Below are 19345 nucleotides of genomic sequence, written 5' to 3'. Positions count from 1 at the left end.
TGGCGGTATATGTTTTTGGAAAAATAATCGTACATTTCGCAAACGAGGGAAAAATCCGTTATACTTAAAAGTGAGTACATACATAGGAGGATGCATAATGGTCAATGAGCAACGTTTAGTTGATGAATTTTTAGAGCTTGTACAAATTGATTCCGAAACAAAATATGAACGTGACATTGCAGATGTGCTGAAAGCGAAGTTTGAAGCGCTCGGTTTACACGTGATTGAAGATGATACGACAGCGCAAACAGGGCATGGGGCAGGAAACTTAATTTGCACATTGCCTGCGACAAAAGAAGGGGTCGATCCGATTTACTTCACATCACACATGGATACGGTTGTGCCAGGCAAAGGGGTGAAGCCGTCGATTCAAGATGGATATATTGTGACAGATGGGACAACGATTTTAGGAGCGGACGATAAAGCAGGGCTTGCCGCCATGTTTGAAGCGATTCGAGTATTAAAAGAAAAACAAATCGCGCACGGCACAATTCAATTTATTATTACCGTTGGAGAAGAGTCCGGGCTCGTTGGGGCGAAGGCGCTTGATCCGTCGCTCATTCAAGCGAAATTTGGGTATGCGCTAGATAGCGATGGAAAAGTTGGACAAATTATCGTCGCTGCTCCGACACAAGCAAAGTTGAAAGTGACTGTTCACGGAAAGACGGCTCATGCGGGTGTTGCACCAGAACGGGGAGTATCAGCCATTACAATCGCAGCGAAAGCGATTGCACAAATGCCGCTTGGTCGCATCGATGAAGAAACAACCGCAAACATCGGCCGTTTTGAAGGTGGAACACAGACGAATATCGTTTGCGATCGTGTTGATATTTTAGCGGAGGCACGTTCGCTCGTTCCAGAAAAAATGGAAGCGCAAGTGGCAAAAATGAAAGAAGCGTTTGAGCGAGTAGCGGAGGAAATGGGCGGCCGAGCAGATGTTCACGTCGAAGTGATGTATCCAGGATTTAAATTCGGAAACGGGGATCACGTTGTTGAAGTAGCGAAGCGAGCGGCTGAAAAAATTGGTCGCCCGCATGAGCTGTTGCGTAGCGGTGGCGGTAGTGATGCGAATGTCATTGCAGGATTTGGCATTCCAACTGTTAACTTAGCGATCGGTTATGAAGACATTCACACAACAAATGAACGGATGCCAATTGAAGAACTTGTCAAAGCAACGGAGATGGTGCTTGCCATTATTGAGGAAGTAGCGACAAGGGGGTGAAACGATGGAGAAAGTCGTCGTTTTTCAACTTGCGAATGAACAATATGCCATTCCGGTTGAACATGTTGTTTCCATCGAAAAAATGAGCCATCCGACGATCATTCCGGGAATGCCTTCGTATATGCTCGGTGTTGTGCGCATTCGCGGCGAACTCGTTCCTGTGCTTGATACGTCGCAAATTTTATATCGCCGTCCATATACGGAAACAGAAAAAACGCGCCTCATCATTGTGCATACAGACGATGTACGTGTCGCGTTTATTGTAGACGATGCAAAAGAAATTATTGATATCCCATCACATATGATGAAGCAAGTCAATATGCTCGCTTATCAACAAACGCCATATTTCATCGGCATTGCGAATTTGCCTGATCGGCTGATTACCGTCATTGACCCGACAATATTGTTCGATCATTTAGAAGGGTCAAGTGCGATTAAAGAACATATAAAGAATGAGAAACAGAACACTTGAACGAGAAAAGATGATTATGGTATGTTCTTTTTTGAACAATCAAAATATAGAAAGGAACGTTTGCTATGGCGAAACAACAAATTGGTGTGATCGGTTTAGCAGTCATGGGAAAAAACTTGGCGCTCAATATTGAAAGCCGAGGATATTCCGTTGCTGTATATAACCGTTCCCGTGAAAAAACAGATGAATTTTTAAAGGAAGCAGAAGGAAAAAACATCGTTGGTACATACAGCATTGAAGAGTTTGTTCACGCGCTTGAGAAGCCGCGCAAAATTTTATTAATGGTAAAAGCAGGCGCGGCAACAGACGCAACGATCGAACAACTAAAGCCGCATTTAGAAAAAGGTGATATTGTGATTGATGGCGGCAATACGTATTTTAAAGATACACAACGCCGCAATAAAGAACTTGCTGAACTTGGTATCCATTTTATCGGGACAGGCGTTTCTGGTGGAGAAGAAGGGGCGTTAAAAGGTCCTTCCATTATGCCGGGGGGACAAAAAGAAGCGCATGAACTCGTCCGTCCGATTTTTGAAGCGATTGCGGCAAAAGTCGATGGCGAGCCATGCACAACATATATCGGTCCAGACGGTGCCGGCCATTACGTAAAAATGGTGCATAACGGCATTGAATATGGCGATATGCAATTAATTGCCGAGGCATACTTTTTATTAAAACATGTGCTTGGCTTAAACGCCCAAGAGCTTCATAAAGTATTTGCCGAGTGGAATAAAGGGGAATTGGACAGCTATTTAATCGAAATTACGGCAGATATTTTTACAAAAATCGATGAAGAAACAGGCAAGCCGCTTGTTGATGTTATTTTAGACAAAGCAGGGCAAAAAGGAACGGGAAAATGGACGAGCCAAAACGCGCTCGATTTAGGCGTTCCGCTTCCAATTATTACGGAATCGGTATTTGCTCGCTTTATTTCCGCCATGAAAGAAGAGCGCGTGAAAGCAAGCAAGCTATTAGCAGGCCCAGCTGTGAAGCCGTACGAAGGCGATCGTGCGCACTTCATTGAAGCCGTTCGCCGCGCGCTTTACATGAGCAAAATTTGCTCGTACGCCCAAGGCTTTGCGCAAATGAAAGCTGCATCGGAAGAATACAACTGGAATTTGCAATACGGCAATATCGCGATGATTTTCCGTGGCGGTTGCATCATTCGTGCGCAATTTTTACAAAAAATTAAGGAGGCGTACGACCGCGATCCAGCGCTTTCTAACTTATTGCTTGACCCATACTTTAAAGACATCGTTGAAAACTATCAACAATCGCTTCGCGAAATCGTCGCAACGGCAGCGATGCGCGGTATCCCGGTTCCGGCGTTCGCAAGCGCACTAGCATACTACGACAGCTATCGAATGGACACATTGCCAGCGAACTTGATCCAAGCCCAACGCGACTACTTCGGTGCGCACACATACGAACGCATCGACAAAGAAGGCGTGTTCCATACGGAATGGTTGAGATAAAACAACCCCCCTAGAGCAAGAGACTCTAGGGGGTACTTATTATTGTTCAAATAACAATACACGCGCTGGAGCAGCGTCAGTGCCGACGAGTTTAAGCGGAGCGGCGACCATCCAATATTCGCCTGCTGGAACGTCTTTTAGGCGAAGCCCTTCGATGACGATAATGCCGTGACCGAATAACGTTTTATGTGTTGGGTGTCCCGCTTGGTTGCGTTCGACGCCGAGGGCATCAATACCGACGCCACGAATGCGTTTTTCGGCTAAGTACGCTGCCGCATCTTCGGCAACGTAAATAAATTCAAAGTTAAAGGCATCGTCGAATGAATTTTTTGTTTTAAATAAGATAAAATCATTTTCTTGAATATCAAAATGAATGAGATCTTCTTTTGTAATGCGATCATTGACGTTTGTGACGTCTAATACTTTGCAGTAACCGACAAGTTTTTCAAGCGGAATCGTTTCAAACGTTTCCCCGTCTTTTACCATATGAAGCGGTGCGTCGATATGCGTACCGGTATGCACATCCATATCGATGCGCGATTCGGTGACATAATCGTTCGTGACGGTCGTTAGTTTCGGTTGTTTTTCCGGCTTATTTTTATACACAGGCATCCCTTCAAAAATTGGAGCGGTGACATCGTATAGTTTCATGTTTCGTTCCTCCTTACATTGTTCCATTTAGTGACCACCAGTGGAAGCCATCTTTTTGCAATAGTTCATCCGCTTTCTTCGGTCCCATCGAGCCAGCTTCGTAGTTCGGGAAGTCAACCGCTTTTGTATTTTCCCATACTTCAGAAATCGGGTCGATAAAGCTCCATGACGCAGCGACTTCGTCCCAGTGCGTAAAGTTTGTCGCATCGCCGCGCATGCAGTCATATAGCAATTTTTCATACGCTTCTGGTGTATTGATGCCGTCGATGCAATTGTTGCAGTAATCAAGCTTAATCGGCGTCGTTTTCATGCTTTCGCCGCTTTTCTTCGCATTTAAATGAAGCGTAATTCCTTCATCTGGTTGAATATGGATGACGAGCAAATTCGGATGAACGTATTCGCTCGTACGATAATATAAATTCATCGGTACGTCTTTAAATTGCACAACAATTTTCGTTGATTTTTCGGTCATTCGTTTTCCTGTTCGTATGTAAAACGGAACTCCTGCCCAGCGGAAGTTGTCGATCATTAGTTTCCCTGCGACAAACGTTTCCGTATTAGAATGTGGATCGACGCTATGTTCTTCACGATATCCGACGACTTGTTGCCCACGTACGATGCCGCGCCCGTATTGCCCACGTACGAAATATTTGTCGACATCATCATGCGTCATTGGACGAAGCGCACGGAGCACTTTCACTTTTTCACTGCGAATGTCGTCCGTTGTCAGCTTAATTGGCGGCTCCATCGCTAGCAACGCGACCATTTGTAGCATATGGTTTTGCACCATATCGCGAAGCGCACCAGAATGGTCATAGTAGCGGCCGCGATCTTCCACCCCAAGCGTTTCGCTTGATGTAATCTGAATATTGGCGATAAAGCGGTTATTCCAGAGCGGTTCAAAAATGGCGTTCGCAAAGCGAATGACCTCGATGTTTTGGACCATTTCTTTTCCGAGATAATGGTCAATTCGGAAAATTTGTTCCTCAGAAAACGATTGTCGAATTTCTTCATTTAATTTTTGTGCGCTTTGCAAATCGTGTCCGAACGGTTTTTCAATGACTAATCGCGTCCAGCCGTTTGTGGCCGTCAGCCCTTCGGATTTTAAATGCGACGTAATTGTTCCGAAAAACTCAGGTGCCATCGCTAAGTAAAAAATGCGATTGCCCGGAATATGAAATTGTTGTTCCACACGCGTTAATAATTCATTTAATTGTTCGTATGACTTTGTATTTGTCGCATCTAATGAATGATAGTAAAAATGAGAAATAAATGGATCATCTATTAATTCTTGTTTTGTCGCTTCTTCAATCGTTTCTTTTACGTAATGACGAAACGATTCGTCTGTATGGGGGCGACGGGCAACACCGACAACAGCAAACTGTTCAGACAGCTTTCCTTTTTGATAAAGTTTATAAATGGATGGAAATAGTTTGCGTTTTGCTAAGTCGCCAGTCGCGCCAAAAATAACAATTGTCGCTTTTGGTTGTACGTCATTCACGGACCATATACCTCACTTTTATTCATTTTTTGAAAGGTTCATGATAATGTAATTTTAGAGGTTTATTGTGGTAAACGCAAATGTTTTATCCGACTAAAGAAAAGAGAGGAGTTTGTAGCGTGGAATTATTGTTTTTAGGAACGGGCTCTGGTGTCCCGTCGAAAGGGAGAAACGTATCGGCGGTTGCTCTTCAGTTATTAGAAGAAAGAGGAGCGACATGGTTATTCGACTGCGGTGAAGCGACGCAACATCAGATTTTACATACGTCTATTCGCCCAAGACGAATTGAGCGCATTTTCATTAGCCATTTACACGGTGATCACATATTCGGTTTGCCTGGATTGCTTGGTAGTCGCTCATTTCAAGGAGGAGAAACGCCGCTCGTCGTTTACGGGCCAGCAGGTATTCGAGCTTTTATTGAAACCGCTCTAACGATTAGCGGCACACGGCTGAAATATGATTTGTACGTTGAAGAATTTACAGAAGGGGTCATATTCGAAGACGAACAGTTTGTTGTTACAGCAAAATTGCTCGATCACGGTCTGCCTTCATACGGTTTCCGAATCGTTGAAAAAGATTTACCGGGCACGTTGCTCGTCGATCGACTGCTCGCTCGCGGTGTGAGGCCAGGGCCTATTTACCAACAAATTAAGCGCGGAGAGACCGTCGTGTTAGAAGATGGAACAGTCCTTGATGGTCGTGAATTTGTTGCCCAACCGAAAAAAGGACGCATTGTTGTGATTATGGGAGATACGCGTTATTGTGAGGCGAGCATTGAACTTGCGAAACGAGCAGATGTGCTCGTTCATGAGGCGACATTTAGCGCAGAAGAAGCGCATTTAGCGCATGATTACTATCATTCAACGACGTGGCAAGCAGCAGAAGTCGCGAAACGGGCGGAAGTGAAGCAACTCATTTTGACACATATTAGTTCCCGTTATCAAGGGGAGATGTGTGACAAGCTCGTTGAAGAAGCGAAAACCATTTTTCCGAATGTTGCGCTTGCTTTCGATTTTTCATCGTTTCCAGTTCTGAAAAAAAGCGCGGAATAAAAAAAGGGCTGGTCGATGATACAGACCAGCTCCTTACGAAGACTCATAATGGTCGTACAGTACGTCCGACATAAGATTTTTTTCTTGTTCAGAACAATTTTGGAATGTCGATTGAAATAGAAAAATGTCGAATAAAAAATATCGAAAAAAATGTTCAATTATTTATAATAATTGTAATGGATGCAAGAGACAAGAAAATGTGTGAAAGGTGAGAAGTATGCCGATTTCAAAATCGATCAGTGCTGTGATGACACGCAGTAGTTATTCAAGTACAGTGAATACTCATGTGACAAATACGGCACCAAAAATAGAAAAAGTCAACCATCCACAAAATAGCTCAGCTAAATCGAGCCAAACATCCATTTCAAAAGACACCGTACATATTAGTCAAGGAGCACGAAAGGCATATGAATCATCTACATCGATCGCAGCGATTAATCCAGTGAGAAACACGATTGGAAATACAGTTTATAAACCTATTGATTTTATCAAAAGGGAAGCCTCAAGAAATTTAGGAAATCAAACAGAAACCGCGCTCTATAACCCTGTAAAGAGCATTAAAGATGCGCTCCAGGCTGCGTTCAAACTATCAGAAAAAGACACGGTGCAAATGAGAAAAGAAGTTCAAGAAGCGTCTCAACAAGCACAAAAATCAAACGATGTAAAGAAAGTAAAAGAAGAAGCATTAATTCGGCAAATTCAGCTATCTTTTTACAGTATGGGAGAAGATGTTCGTGCTGTCATCGGTCATAATATGTCACAGAACATATACACGGTTTCAAAAAACAAAAGTGACAAAGGATGGTCTGCAACAAAGGAACTGATCGATGCGCTGACCGATGTTGTCCCGGGGATAGGCACGATCAAAGATGCTTATCGCTTATATCAAGTGTTGAACAATCCGAAATCCGATGCAAAAGATGTGGCTGAAGCGTTAATTGGTTTTATTCCTGGACTAGGTGATCTAAAGAGCATTGCAAAAGTAACAAATGCCATTAAGAAAGCATTTGATGTCGATCCGAAAAAATTAGATCAGGCTGTGAGTATTATTAAGGGTACGGGTAATGGTTATAAATATTGGAATAAGACAACCGTATATAAGAACGTGAAAGTTTATCAGAGAAATGATATTATAGACCCATATATGAAAGATGCGCGTGGTAGAACTAACCTTGAAAGAATGGAAAAGGGGTTAGCACCGTTAGGTTCAGATGGAAAGCCTATAAATCTCCATCACATGACACAAAGAAATGAAAGTTCTATTGCTGAGGTTACACAAACATTTCACAAAGAAAATAGTAAGATAATCCACATTAATCCTAATACTATCCCTAGTGGGATTAACAGGAATGAATTTGATAAATGGCGCAAAGATTATTGGAAAGATAGAGTTAGTGATTTTAAATAGTTCGAGGAGGGAAAATATGAGTATGGAAGCATATAATCAAGCTAAAAAAATTATTTTGTCTAATGCAGAACTAAGTGATTTTGTGGGTCCCCGCTCAAGAGAATTAATTATTCAAGCAGAAGAAAAACTTGGGTTAAAGTTCACAGGTTCATATTTGGATTTTCTGTTGTCTTTTGGTGCGGGTAACTTTGGTTCTCAAGAGATTTTCGGGATAATTAGTAGCGATTTTGAAAATTCTTCAGTTCCAGATGCAATATGGTATACTTTAACAGAGAGAAGAGAGAGTAATTTGCCAAATAATTTATTAATAATTCACGATACAGGAAGTGATGAAGTTTTTTGCTTAGACTTTAACAAGATTGATAATAATGAACCCAAGGTTGTTTCATTTTTTCCAGGAGTTGACTTAGACAAACAAAAGTATGAAATAATTGCAAATGATTTCGGGGATTTCTTATTAGATTTAGTTAAACGTGAGCTATAACCTATATTACCTCGATTGGCTATAAGCCTTTCGAGGTTTTTATTATATACATCCAAATTGGCATTTTAACCTTTGATTCACGCAGCACACCCGATGCGGCGTAACACCTCATCTGGGTGCTGTAAGACGTGCTGTTCAAACCGAGTAATCGACTGGGCGATGTCTTTTTGATCCCTATGCAAGACGTTGGCGATGACTTCATCTTTTAGCCACTTCCATAGCCGTTCAATAGGGTTTAACTGTGGGGAATACGGTGGCAAAAAGATAAAGTGAAAAGTAGCACCTTCTTGGCTATCAAGGAACGTTCGCACCATTTTGGCATAATGAATACACGCGTTGTCCAACACAAGCACGATGAATCGATTCGCATATTTCTCTTTCAACAGATGTAAAAAGTCTAGAAACGTCTCGGCATTGGCAGATGAAGCACGATGAAACACGACGTCCCCTTGTTGCACGTCGACTGCGCCAAAAATGGACACGTGAGCGTGGTGACCGTAGCTCGGGACTTGTTTTTGATTCCCTACTTCTGCCCATGTCGTACGAAGCGCTTGATAGGCGCGAACATGCGTCTCATCGGCATGAAGAAGAACGATTTCGTCCGTGATTCGTTTTTTTATAAACTCGAGTTCTTTTTCAAAGGATGCTTGAAGTACCGGATCGCCTTTGACGAGCTTATAGATCGGGCGTGTCCATGACAAGCGAAGACGATGCAATAACTTTCGGATGCCTTCCCGTGACATCGAAACGCCATAAGTTTGTTGGATGTAAGATTGCAATATACGTGTGTTCCATGACGAAGAAATGCCCCAGCCGACATCCACAGGGGGGTGGTGAACACGAGTTGTCTGATCTCTTGTTGTTGTTCTTCCGTGAGAAAAGGCACGCGACCCGGTGGCAAGCGGCGATCGAGTAAATGATCGAGCCCACCTTCATTAAAACGTGCCACATAAAGTGTAACTGATTGACGGCACGGATTGATCATTTTGGCGACATCTTTTCCAAGAAACCCTTCCATGACGAGACGAACGGCAGTCACCCGAACGCGAAGAGAAGCATCTTTGATTTTCCGTTCTTGTTTCCGAAGTGTTCGAGGTGTCCAACCGTGATCATTTGTCATTTTAAGACGTTTCATGTCCTTTCCGCTCCTTTTATACGTGGGTATTTAGGAGCAGTATAACCATGGAAAAAGGTGTTCATACAGAAGTCATCATCTTAAAGTGCATGTATATAGTTTACGTTGTAGCCTTTTAAGTCTTTTCTCCAACTTCTTCACTTTTTTTGATTTGTTTATATTGCTAAACTTCTGTCCATTGCTGACAACGGCTAAATCTTTTACCCCTAAATCTATGCCTATGCCGTCATTATAATTTTGGTTTTTGTTTTCAACTTCTTCAACTCCAATAGTAAGCCACCAATTTATTCCGTCAAACGTGATTCTTGGGTTGAAGTATTTTATATTGCTTCCTGTTGGTATTCTGTCTTTTTCAGCTAACTTAACATAGTTGAATTTTTGCTTATTCTTTTTCTTCGAAGTCGTTAACTTTTCCAATTTCACATGCGTTTTTGTGATTTTTATTTTTTCCGTATCTTGATAAAAACTTGGTTTGCTTCACTTTTTTGACTTAAATTTTGGAAACCCTGTCCTGCCTTCGAAGAAGTTTTTATACGCTTGGCAAGCATCTTTAATCGCTTGTTTTGTTATATTGTTTGAATAATGATTAAGCCAAGCATATTCTTTTTGCTTTTTTAACTGCGTCAACGTTTTCCTTAACTTATTATCGTTTAAAAACGTTCCGCCATTTTTGTAGTTTTCTTGTTGTGTAGCCAACGTCCAACTATATGCCCAGAGGGATACGCCTGCACACTGAAATAGCTTTGTTCTTTGCTTATTGTTTGGCAAAAGCATGACCTTATAAGTCTTGATCATCTTTTACCAACTCCTGAATCATTTTCTTGGCTTTATTCGCTCTTTTTCCTTGCAATTTACAGCTAAACACTGTGATTATTTGAATGAAATCTTCAACTAATTCTTGCTCCTCTGTTTTTTCGGTGCTGTCTATTACCTCAATGGCAGTTCTGTATTTTTTACAAATACTTTCTATTTCTTAACGTTTGCTCTGTTTTCCCTATCAGCTTGGCAAATTGTCCTATGCCGTAGTATTTCATAATCATTACATCTATATACAATTACATCATAGTTTTGTAAATTGTATGGTTCATCACCACAACATGTACTTGACAGACGGTACACTTCTCTGAACAAGTGTATGCAAAAAATCATTTGTTCCCTGTTCTTTCTTGGATGTATAAATAAGGTATGTTATGAAAAAATCAAGTACAACTTTTGGTGAAGAGCCAATTGTATATAGATTTTTACGAAATTTTATAAATTTATTTCAACTGTTTAATCCCCTCTTATCTGCACGATCTCATGATAAATTTTCCCAAAGTTAAAGAAGACAGTCAACGATCTAAGCGTGTGTTTTATTTACCAGCCTCTAACATATGGCTTTGGCGCTTCAAGCGATATGCCGAGTTCGTTCGCAGCTGTTTTTGGCCAATATGGGTTGCGAAGAAGCTCGCGCCCGATAAAAACAAGATCAGCGCGCCCGTTCCGTAACATTTCTTCCGCCTGTAACCCTGACGTAATGAGCCCAACGGCTCCTGTCGGCACATTTGCTTCACGGCGAATCGTTTCAGCAAACGGCACTTGGTAGCCAGGGTATGCATCAATTTTTGCCGGAACGACGGCGCCAGAGCTTACATCGATCAAATCAACGCCTTGCGCTTTCATCCGTTTAGCATAGTCAATGTAATCATTGACTGTTAACCCGTCTGAATGGTAATCGTGAGCAGAAATGCGCACAAATAGCGGACCGTCCCACACTTCTCTGACTGCTTCAATGACTTCGCTTAAAAAACGGTAGCGGTTTTCTCCACCGTATTCGTCTGTTCGTTTGTTTGTGAGCGGCGATAAAAACTCGTTGATTAAATAGCCATGCGCAGCATGAATTTCAATGACGTCAAAATTAGCTTCCTTTGCCCGCCGCGCCCCTTGCTGAAAGGCGTGAATCGTTTCTTCAATTTCCGTTTTTGTCATTTCTTTTGGTGTACGCATGTTATCATCAAACGGAATAGGGGAAGGAGCAATGATTTCCCCAGAAACGGTCGCTTTCCGCCCGGCATGGGCAAGCTGAATGCCAATTTTGGCTCCTTGTTCATGAACGAGCGTCGTGAGCGTATGCAATCCACTTATATGGTCGTCGCTCCAAATGCCTAAATCGCGTGCCGAAATTCTCCCTTGTGGTGTAACTGCCGTCGCCTCGACAATAATAAGTCCGACTTGCCCGACAGCCCGCGTTGCATAATGAATGAGATGCCAGTTGTGTACCGTTCCGTCTTCACGATCACACGCATACATGCACATCGGCGACATGACGATGCGGTTTTTAAAGGTAACATCCCGAATGGTATATGGTGAAAATAACATGTCTAATCCCTCCCACAGTATGTTTCATCACAAATGATACCATGGGTATTTGGAAAACAAAAACAATTTGCACTATTGAACGGAAGAAAGCAGTGCTTCACCAAGTTCTTTTGATCGTTCAGTTGCTCGTTTAATGCAAGCAATCATTGCTTCTTGATAGCGGTATTGCTCGAGCACGCCGATGCCTGCTTCCGTTGTTCCCCCTGGGCTTGTGACTTCTTTTCGTAAAATGGAAGGATGTTTGTTCGACGCTTTTAACATATGGGCGGCACCGATAATCGTTTGTAAAATGAGCTCTTTTGCAATATCGTGATCAAGCCCGATTTCATCGGCCGCTTTTTCCATCGCTTCGACTAAATAGTAAACGTACGCCGGTCCACTACCCGATAGCCCTGTCACGGCGTGTAAATGCTTTTCATCAACAATCGTCACAATCCCGACCGTTTCAAATAACGTTTTTGCGATGCGCATATGTTCTTCCGTTGCGTATGCCCCTTGCGCTAATGCTGTGGCGGATTGTCCGATTGCCGCCGATGTATTTGGCATGGCACGAATGACCGGCATTTGTTTTCCGATGAGCGATGCAATCGTATCCGTCGTCACCCCCGCAAGCAATGAAATAATAAGTTGTTGTTCACAAAAAGCATGTGCGATTGGCGTAAGACTTTCCGCAACATCTTTTGGTTTCATGGCTAAAATGATAATATTGGCTTCTTTTACTGCTTGTTCTTTATTCGTTTCCGTTCGCACCCCATACGTTTGTTGCATATACGTTAGTCGTTCCACGCGCGAGCGATTCGTTACGATCATTTGTTTTGGCTCATATAGCGTTTGTATAACTCCCGAAATGAGCGCTTCTGCCATCGACCCTGCACCGAGAAATGTGATCGTCATTTTTTCTCCTCCTCGTCTCCAAAATAAAAAGACCTTTCGTCCGATAAAGGACGGAAAGGTCTTTATTTCCGCGGTACCACCTTTGTTGGCACAATGTGCCCACCTCTTATGCCGATATCGTCGGCAAGACGGTTAGGTTTGCCTAACTGCTCATAGGGTAGGTTCCATGATAAAGAGGGTAATGAAACCTTTCAGCCTATGGGTTTCACTCTCTTGTTACCATTTATCATGTACTGGCCCTATTCATCGCTTCGCACATATATGATTTGTTTGCAATTATGCACGAAAAACGAGCGTGTTGTCAATAGGTTTCACCTAATTATTTTCTGAATTTTTTAATAAATAAATAAAAATAAATGACAAACGAAAAAAATAAGTGTAAACTGATAAACAGACGAGACGGAAAATTATGATGATATAATGAAGGAGCCGAAAAAAATGGAACAGTTGCATCGCATTGTCGTTCCAACGCCATTTGCCGTTGGAGATGTGAATATGTATATTCTTGAAGGAGAGCGATTAACGCTCGTTGATGCCGGGGTGAAAACGGAGGAAGCATGGAACGTTTTCGTTCGTGAATTACGCGAACTCGGTTATGAACCGGAAGATATTGAGCAAGTCATCATTACACATCATCATCCAGATCACGTCGGTTTGCTCGATTATTTACCGCCGTCGCTTCCCGTTATTGGCCATCGCAAAGCTGCGCCTTGGATTGCGAAAGATGCCGCTTTTTTTGCGTGGCATCAACAATATTTTGAGCAATTTTTAATTGAATGTGGAATTAGGGAAGAATGGATCGCCAAACTCGGAAACTTTCGGCGCTCTCTCCGTTTTTCGTGCGAGCGCTCGCTCACTCAAGAAGTGAAAGAAGGGGATATGATTGAAGGTTGGACGGTTATCGAAACGCCAGGTCATGCGCAAAGTCATATTGTATTATATCGTGAAGCAGATGGATTGATGATCGGAGGAGATCATTTGTTAGCTGCGATTTCATCTAATCCGTTGTTAGAGCCGCCTGCGGTCGGTGAACAAGAGCGCCCAAAACCACTTTTGCAATATAACGATTCATTAAAAAAGCTACTGGATTACGACATTACAACAATTGTTACGGGGCATGGGGAAGATGTGACGGATGTTGCATCACTTGTCGAAAAGCGGCTTGAAAAACAAAAAGAGCGTGCACTATATGTATGGCAATTGTTAAGTGAAAAGCCGATGACGGCATTTGACGTATGTCGGGCGCTTTTTCCGACTGTATATGAGCGAGAGTTTTTGTTGACGATGTCTGAAACGATTGGCCAACTGGACTATTTAGAGGCGATAGGTGCAGTGAAAAAAGAAAAAGATGATCAAATATATATGTACGAAGCGGTGAGATCATGAAACTGAAAGGGAAATACGTTGTTATTACAGGAGCATCGAGTGGCATCGGTGAACAAATCGCATACGAAGTAGCTAAACGCGGAGGAATACCTGTATTGCTCGCACGTTCAAAAGAAAAGCTAGCGCAAATTGCGCAACAGATTGAACAAACGTACAGTATTTCTTGCCTATATGAGCAATTAGATGTTAGTAACGTCAAAGAAGTAGACGATGTATTTGATCGCTTGCTCACCTCGATCGATGTCCATATTCTTGTCAATAATGCTGGTTTCGGCGTATTTCGATATGTCGAACAGATTGATCTTTCGGAAGCGAAACAAATGTTTGATGTCAATGTGCTCGGATTGATCGCTTGTACGAAAAAAGTGTATGCGCATATGATGGAAAAACGATCGGGTCATATTATTAATATCGCATCGCAAGCCGGAAAAATTGCCACGCCAAAATCGAGCGTATATGCGGCGACAAAACATGCTGTGCTCGGATTTACAAATAGTTTACGAATGGAAGCGTCCATGTATGGCATTTATGTGACGGCTGTAAACCCTGGACCAATCGAAACGAACTTTTTTACCGTTGCTGATACGTCTGGGGAATATGTAAAAAACGTAAAGCGATGGATGCTTCGCCCGGAATTTGTCGCAAAGCGCATCGTTGATGTGATGCTTACCCCTACGCGCGAAGTGAACTTGCCGTTTTGGATGCATATGGGAAGCCGTATATATCAACTATTTCCATCGCTCATTGAAAAAATCGGCAAACAAGCATTTTTAAAAAAGTAAGAGAGGTTGAAATGATGAACGTGACATTGACAAAACGAGCGATTGAACATCTTCGTCGTGTTCAAGGAAATAAACATGTGAAACTCATATACGATACAGATGGTTGCGGATGTGCCGTAAATGGAGTGCCTGTTTTGTTGCTCATCGATAAACTAGATGAGCATGATGTAGCGATCGAAACAAACGATGTGCCCATTTGGATGGAAAAACATCAGCTCATTTTTTTCGATGATCAAATGACGCTTGACGTTGTCGATGGAGCAGGATGTTTTCAATTAAAAAGTCCAAATCAAATATTGAATCCGCGCATGTCGCTGGTTGAGCGCTAAAAAATAAAAAAGCCCGGAATAAAAGCCGGGCTTATTCGTTTTTCGGCGCGCGAACGACCGATTCAAATTTACCTTTATGGACTCCATCACAAAACGGCATGCTTTGTGAGAGCCCACAACGACAGAGAGAAAACGTTTCTTTTGTTTCAAACTTGTTTCCTTCCATATCAATTAATTCGACATCGCCGGTTACACGAAACGAGCCATTATCCATCACTTTAATTTGCACTTTCGCCATATATTCCACCTCCTTGTATACCTTATATCGTATATACTATCTCGTTATTATAAAGATCGCAACTTATTTTGTTTTGGAAGTGCCCTTTTCTTATTTTCCGATATTGAGTTAAAATAAGAATGTATACGTAATTGACATAGAAAGAGTGATAGTTGTGAACGATCAAGTAAATCGTCTTCGGAAAATAGTAAAAGAAAAAACGTGGGTGTCGTTTTTGTACAATAACCACCCATATAGCTTGCTTCATTGGTCTGTTGCAGGATTTTCAAATGATGAGCGCGACGTCTGGTTGCTGCAAGATGAGATGACATTTGAAACACAATCGTTCGTGCAGTTAGATGAAGCGCTCGCTTGGATCGAACAACATATGCCCAATATTACTGATATTTTATAAGGAGGGCGGGATGCCCTCCTGCTTATTGCGGGGAGTTTTGCCGTTTTGTCGGATGAATGGCTTTTTCTAATTCTTCTTTTGCTATGATCGGACGGACGGTATCAGCTGTCGGCTTTCCTTTTTGGCTTTTATTTTTTGCCATAAAAGTTCACTCCTTTACGTTTTAGTCATGATTAGTTTGGAGAAAGAAGGAGATGTTTATGCTAAAAGAGCGATTAAATGAGCAACTGATTGAGCAGTTAAAACAAAAACAAAAGGAACTCCAAGAAAAAGAACAGAAACGAAAAGAAGAAGAGGAAGCAAAGCGCAAAGAAGAAGCACGTAAGCGCGAGAAAAATAAAACGTTTGCTGAATGGTTAGAAGAAAGTGACTTAGATTGGCGAAAATTTAAATAACCGAGGGCGAACACCCTCGGTTACCGATGAGCGGTGAAAATCGTTTGTTTTGTTAGTTGCTTTAGTGCAGTCATTTGTTCATCGCTTAATGTCACAGATTGGGCAGCGACGTTTTCGATCAGTTGTGATAATCGGCTTGCGCCGGGAACGATTGTTGCTACGGCGTCATGAGCTAAACAAAAACGAAGGGCAATCGCGGTAAGCGTTTCATTTGGGGCAACAGCTTTTAATTTTGGAATGAGCGTCACTAACTCGGCAAACGAATAATCGACATAGCCATTTTGTTTCGTTTCATCGCTTGCCTGGTCAATCGATCGTTCAGTTAACAACCCTTTAGCGAGCGGTCCGCGTGCAATGACGCTAATGTGATGTTGTTTTAAAAGCGGAAACCATTCTTCAGCGCGGCGATCAAGTAAACTATACGGCATCATGACAGAAACGATGCGCGATCGCTTCACATATTCGCGAATGACGTTTGGACGCATCGAGGAAATGCCGTAATAACGGATAATTCCCTCTTGTTGCAACTCCTCAAACGCCTCAATTGTTTCATCGACCGGATCATCAATTGTCCCCCCATGTAGTTGATATACATCAATATAATCCGTTTGTAATCGTCGCAAGCTATGTTTCACAGCTTCTTTTATGTATGCTTTTGACGGATCCCACGTCCAGCCGTTTCCTTGTTCCGTCCAACGATTCCCTACTTTCGTTGCAATGATGACATCATGTCGTTTTCCTCTTAATGCTTTACCAACAATTTCTTCATTTACCCCACGATCATATAAATCGGCTGTATCGAAGTAGTTTACTCCTTGATCGATCGCTTCATGAATGATGCGAATGGCCTCGCTTTCCGACGTACCGAGCGACATGCAGCCAAAGCCAATTTCACTTACATATAAGTTGGAATGTCCAAGTTTCCGTTTTTTCATGTCATCACTCCTTTTTAATCATTATAACGAATAAGTTTTCCATTTGTCTTTGCTCATGTAGTACAATGAAGAGGAAAAATAATTTGGTGGTGAAATGATGGATCATTTATATGAAAAAACGATAAATCAAAAGCGTATATTTTCTGGGAAAGTGATTGACGTATATGTAGAAGATGTGTTGTTGCCAAATGGGGAGACGAGCAAGCGTGAAATTGTCAAACATCCTGGAGCGGTTGCGGTGCTTGCGATCACAGAAGAAAATAAAATTGTGCTCGTTCGCCAATATCGAAAGGCGTTAGAGCGCGTGCTTGTTGAAATTCCAGCCGGAAAGCTTGAAAAAGGAGAGGCACCGCTTGAAACAGCAAAGCGCGAGCTAGAAGAAGAAACAGGATATGTATGTGAAAAAATGGAACCACTTCACTCTTTTTACACATCGCCGGGTTTTGCAGATGAATTAGTACATATATTTCTTGCGAAAGGATTAACGAAAAAAAGCGAAAAGCAAATGCTTGATGATGACGAGTTTGTCGATGTGCTTGAAGTGACGCTAGAAGAAGCACTAAACATGGTCGAAGAAAAACAAATTTATGACGCAAAAACGATTTATGCGCTTTTATATTGGCAATTGCAGGCGTAAAGCGGTCATCGCGACCGCTTTTTGTCATATCGCGCTCCTTTTCCCATACAATGTAGTAACAGAACGTGTAGGAGGATGGAGCGATGAGAAAGCGATCATGGACGACAACATGGGGGCGGCATGTACAAGAGCATTATACGACATATGTGTTTACCGTCGTTCTTTTTGTGATGGGCGTTGTTTTTGGCGCGATTGTTGTCAATAGTTTAAGTTTCAGTCAAAAACAAGACTTATATTATTATTTAACGAATTTTTTTGGACAAGTTTCCGCAGGCAATATGGCGAGTGCGCATGATGCGTGGAAAGAAAGCTTTTTGCAAAATGTAAAATATATTGGGCTCATGTGGATTTTGGCGATGTCGCTCGTAGGGTTGCCACTTATTTTAATTTTATTATTTTTAAAAGGACTTGTTGTCGGTTTTACTGTTGGATTTTTAGTTAATCAAATGGGATGGAACGGATTTTTGTTAGCTTTCGTCTCTGTCGTCCCACAAAATATTATTCTCGTTCCTATTTTTATTATGATGGCAGCGATATCGATTTCGTTTTCTTTAAAAATGATTCGCCATCAGTTTGTGAAACGAACGTCCGAACCAATTTTTCGAGCGATGCTTCGCTACACGTTTATTATGCTGTCATTCAGCATCGCTCTAGCATTTGCCTCATCGGTTGAAGCATATGTATCCCCGTTACTCATGAAAGAAGTTGTACAATTAATAGAAAAATAATTATTATTTAATAATCATTTTATTTATCAGTTTATAATCATTTTATTTTGACACGTTCCTTTCTTTTGTTATAATGAGAATGAGTAACGAGGGAGGGAATGAAAATGGAAAGTCGCCTTGAACGAATTAAAAAACAATTGCATGCCGCAAGCTATAAATTAACGCCGCAACGGGAAGCGACGGTACGCGTGTTGCTTGAACATGAGGAAGATCATTTAAGCGCGGAAGATGTTTACCTCCTCGTGAAAGAAAAAGCACCTGAAATTGGCCTAGCTACCGTGTATCGCACGCTGGAGCTATTAACAGAGTTAAAAATTGTCGATAAAATTAACTTCGGGGATGGCGTTTCCCGCTACGATCTTCGTAAGGAAGGTGCGGCGCATTTTCATCACCATTTAGTGTGTATTGAATGCGGGGCGGTCGATGAAATTCAAGAAGATTTATTAGAAGATGTCGAAGCGATTGTAGAACGAGATTGGAATTTTAAAATTAAAGATCATCGTCTAACATTTCACGGCATTTGTCATCGTTGTCAAGATAAACATGAACAACAGTAAACCTTTTCGTCTATGAAAAGGTTTTTTCATTTATGTATAAAATGCAATCAAACAGGCATATCCTCTTACTATATGACAGTTTACGGAGGTATGCGATGAAAAGAATCGTCGATGTGTTAAAAGTGTTTCTTTTATTTACGGGATGTACGATTTTATTTTATTATAGTATTGTATGGATAAGCGAGGAATATAACTATTACCGTCGTTACGACGAGCCGATGGGATCAGCTGTGAAAGTATCGACAACTGAACGACAAGAAACGAATTGGCTCGATCGACTGTTGTTTTTTTATCAAAACGGGGAGTAGGATG

At 41.9% G+C, this 19345-nt stretch carries 24 protein-coding genes and 2 pseudogenes; 15 read left to right on the top strand and 11 right to left on the bottom strand.

The features are described 5' to 3' along the window. The first annotated feature begins 97 nt into the window (after window positions 1-97). The 3 genes from ACPF7I_RS09370 to gndA all read left to right on the top strand — a co-directional run bounded on the left by ACPF7I_RS09370 (window position 98) and on the right by gndA (window position 3169). The gene (locus ACPF7I_RS09370; protein ID WP_430743648.1) at window positions 98-1222 is read left to right on the top strand and encodes a M20/M25/M40 family metallo-hydrolase; all 1125 of its coding nucleotides are present in this window, start codon (window positions 98-100) and stop codon (window positions 1220-1222) included. A 4-nt stretch (window positions 1223-1226) separates the two neighbouring features. Next, window positions 1227-1694: a chemotaxis protein CheW gene (locus ACPF7I_RS09365; RefSeq protein ID WP_430743649.1), complete on the top strand. Its 468-nt coding sequence runs from the start codon at window positions 1227-1229 to the stop codon at window positions 1692-1694. Window positions 1695-1759: 65 nt separating this feature from the next. Further along, window positions 1760-3169, top strand: coding sequence for an NADP-dependent phosphogluconate dehydrogenase (gndA, locus tag ACPF7I_RS09360; RefSeq protein WP_430743651.1), 1410 nt, complete (start codon window positions 1760-1762; stop codon window positions 3167-3169). Between the two features lie 39 nt (window positions 3170-3208). On the opposite strand, the gene ACPF7I_RS09355 is transcribed toward gndA, so the two are convergent. Together ACPF7I_RS09355 and zwf are read right to left on the bottom strand one after the other, a co-directional pair. After that, window positions 3209-3820: a cyclase family protein gene (locus tag ACPF7I_RS09355; protein WP_430743653.1), complete on the bottom strand. Its 612-nt coding sequence runs from the start codon at window positions 3818-3820 to the stop codon at window positions 3209-3211. A gap of 13 nt (window positions 3821-3833) precedes the next feature. Beyond that, complete coding sequence (gene zwf, locus ACPF7I_RS09350) at window positions 3834-5321, bottom strand: glucose-6-phosphate dehydrogenase (RefSeq protein ID WP_430743655.1); 1488 nt, start codon at window positions 5319-5321, stop codon at window positions 3834-3836. Window positions 5322-5440: 119 nt separating this feature from the next. Here zwf and rnz point away from each other — a divergent pair, with 119 nt between their 5' ends. The 3 genes from rnz to ACPF7I_RS09335 all read left to right on the top strand — a co-directional run bounded on the left by rnz (window position 5441) and on the right by ACPF7I_RS09335 (window position 8265). Continuing rightward, a complete protein-coding gene (gene rnz / locus ACPF7I_RS09345) occupies window positions 5441-6373 on the top strand; it encodes a ribonuclease Z (protein ID WP_430743656.1) in 933 nt (310 codons plus the stop codon). Between the two features lie 217 nt (window positions 6374-6590). Beyond that, window positions 6591-7781 (top strand): HNH/ENDO VII family nuclease, encoded by a 1191-nt coding sequence (locus tag ACPF7I_RS09340; protein ID WP_430743658.1) that lies wholly within the window; start codon window positions 6591-6593, stop codon window positions 7779-7781. Between the two features lie 16 nt (window positions 7782-7797). Continuing rightward, window positions 7798-8265, top strand: coding sequence for an SMI1/KNR4 family protein (locus tag ACPF7I_RS09335; RefSeq protein WP_144597891.1), 468 nt, complete (start codon window positions 7798-7800; stop codon window positions 8263-8265). Between the two features lie 77 nt (window positions 8266-8342). Here the strand turns inward: ACPF7I_RS09335 and ACPF7I_RS09330 are convergent, their stop codons facing one another. From ACPF7I_RS09330 to proI, 7 genes and pseudogenes are all read right to left on the bottom strand, one after another. Beyond that, on the bottom strand, window positions 8343-9089 hold the full coding sequence (locus ACPF7I_RS09330; RefSeq protein ID WP_431018958.1) for an IS630 family transposase: 747 nt from the start codon (window positions 9087-9089) through the stop codon (window positions 8343-8345). Window positions 9090-9181: 92 nt separating this feature from the next. Then, a pseudogene (locus tag ACPF7I_RS09325) lies at window positions 9182-9250 on the bottom strand (DNA-binding protein); the annotation flags it as partial. A 225-nt stretch (window positions 9251-9475) separates the two neighbouring features. Continuing rightward, window positions 9476-9817 carry a transposase gene (locus ACPF7I_RS09320; RefSeq protein WP_430743664.1) on the bottom strand — a complete coding sequence of 114 codons (342 nt, stop codon included), beginning with the start codon at window positions 9815-9817 and terminating at the stop codon, window positions 9476-9478. Window positions 9818-9877: 60 nt separating this feature from the next. Further along, on the bottom strand, window positions 9878-10195 hold the full coding sequence (locus tag ACPF7I_RS09315) for a helix-turn-helix domain-containing protein (RefSeq protein WP_430743666.1): 318 nt from the start codon (window positions 10193-10195) through the stop codon (window positions 9878-9880). Next, window positions 10179-10370 (bottom strand): annotated as a pseudogene (locus ACPF7I_RS09310) (IS607 family transposase); the annotation flags it as partial. The gene ACPF7I_RS09315 and the pseudogene ACPF7I_RS09310, both read right to left, overlap by 17 nt. A 386-nt stretch (window positions 10371-10756) precedes the next feature. After that, window positions 10757-11758 carry an NADPH dehydrogenase NamA gene (gene namA, locus ACPF7I_RS09305; RefSeq protein ID WP_430743668.1) on the bottom strand — a complete coding sequence of 334 codons (1002 nt, stop codon included), beginning with the start codon at window positions 11756-11758 and terminating at the stop codon, window positions 10757-10759. A 72-nt stretch (window positions 11759-11830) separates the two neighbouring features. Continuing rightward, window positions 11831-12652 (bottom strand): pyrroline-5-carboxylate reductase ProI, encoded by an 822-nt coding sequence (gene proI, locus ACPF7I_RS09300; RefSeq protein ID WP_430743670.1) that lies wholly within the window; start codon window positions 12650-12652, stop codon window positions 11831-11833. Window positions 12653-13090: 438 nt separating this feature from the next. Here proI and ACPF7I_RS09295 point away from each other — a divergent pair, with 438 nt between their 5' ends. Genes ACPF7I_RS09295 through ACPF7I_RS09285 form a run of 3 tightly spaced genes read left to right on the top strand, consistent with a single transcriptional unit; the run spans window position 13091 to window position 15149 of the window. Further along, window positions 13091-14038, top strand: a complete 948-nt coding sequence (locus ACPF7I_RS09295; protein WP_430743671.1) for an MBL fold metallo-hydrolase — start codon at window positions 13091-13093, stop codon at window positions 14036-14038. Continuing rightward, complete coding sequence (locus ACPF7I_RS09290; RefSeq protein WP_430743673.1) at window positions 14035-14820, top strand: SDR family NAD(P)-dependent oxidoreductase; 786 nt, start codon at window positions 14035-14037, stop codon at window positions 14818-14820. Before ACPF7I_RS09295 ends, ACPF7I_RS09290 begins: the two co-directional genes overlap by 4 nt. Before the next feature lie 14 nt (window positions 14821-14834). After that, window positions 14835-15149, top strand: a complete 315-nt coding sequence (locus ACPF7I_RS09285) for an iron-sulfur cluster biosynthesis family protein (RefSeq protein ID WP_430745920.1) — start codon at window positions 14835-14837, stop codon at window positions 15147-15149. A gap of 31 nt (window positions 15150-15180) precedes the next feature. Here the strand turns inward: ACPF7I_RS09285 and ACPF7I_RS09280 are convergent, their stop codons facing one another. After that, the gene (locus ACPF7I_RS09280) at window positions 15181-15387 is read right to left on the bottom strand and encodes a CDGSH iron-sulfur domain-containing protein (protein ID WP_430743674.1); all 207 of its coding nucleotides are present in this window, start codon (window positions 15385-15387) and stop codon (window positions 15181-15183) included. A 154-nt stretch (window positions 15388-15541) separates the two neighbouring features. On the opposite strand from ACPF7I_RS09280, the gene ACPF7I_RS09275 reads away from it, so the two are divergent. Next, window positions 15542-15781 (top strand): DUF2552 family protein, encoded by a 240-nt coding sequence (locus ACPF7I_RS09275; protein WP_003394331.1) that lies wholly within the window; start codon window positions 15542-15544, stop codon window positions 15779-15781. A 194-nt stretch (window positions 15782-15975) separates the two neighbouring features. Then, the gene (locus ACPF7I_RS09270) at window positions 15976-16176 is read left to right on the top strand and encodes a YqkE family protein (RefSeq protein WP_430743676.1); all 201 of its coding nucleotides are present in this window, start codon (window positions 15976-15978) and stop codon (window positions 16174-16176) included. Between the two features lie 20 nt (window positions 16177-16196). Here the strand turns inward: ACPF7I_RS09270 and ACPF7I_RS09265 are convergent, their stop codons facing one another. After that, on the bottom strand, window positions 16197-17111 hold the full coding sequence (locus ACPF7I_RS09265) for an aldo/keto reductase (RefSeq protein WP_430743678.1): 915 nt from the start codon (window positions 17109-17111) through the stop codon (window positions 16197-16199). Between the two features lie 97 nt (window positions 17112-17208). On the opposite strand from ACPF7I_RS09265, the gene ACPF7I_RS09260 reads away from it, so the two are divergent. The 4 genes from ACPF7I_RS09260 (at window position 17209) to ACPF7I_RS09245 (ending at window position 19341) form a co-directional block, all read left to right on the top strand. Next, window positions 17209-17748, top strand: coding sequence for an NUDIX hydrolase (locus ACPF7I_RS09260; protein WP_430745921.1), 540 nt, complete (start codon window positions 17209-17211; stop codon window positions 17746-17748). A gap of 83 nt (window positions 17749-17831) precedes the next feature. After that, entirely contained in the window at window positions 17832-18476 is a 645-nt protein-coding gene (spoIIM, locus tag ACPF7I_RS09255) for a stage II sporulation protein M (RefSeq protein WP_430743680.1), read from the top strand. A 104-nt stretch (window positions 18477-18580) separates the two neighbouring features. Beyond that, entirely contained in the window at window positions 18581-19033 is a 453-nt protein-coding gene (locus ACPF7I_RS09250) for a Fur family transcriptional regulator (RefSeq protein WP_429630992.1), read from the top strand. A gap of 95 nt (window positions 19034-19128) precedes the next feature. After that, window positions 19129-19341, top strand: coding sequence for a YqzK family protein (locus ACPF7I_RS09245; RefSeq protein WP_430743682.1), 213 nt, complete (start codon window positions 19129-19131; stop codon window positions 19339-19341). The last annotated feature ends 4 nt before the right edge of the window (window positions 19342-19345 follow it).

The sequence above is a fragment of the Anoxybacillus dikiliensis genome (genome assembly GCF_050613275.1).
GTDB lineage: Bacteria > Bacillota > Bacilli > Bacillales > Anoxybacillaceae > Anoxybacillus.
Note: the sequence above shows the minus strand (reverse complement) of the source record. Positions and strands in the feature narration are given on the sequence as shown.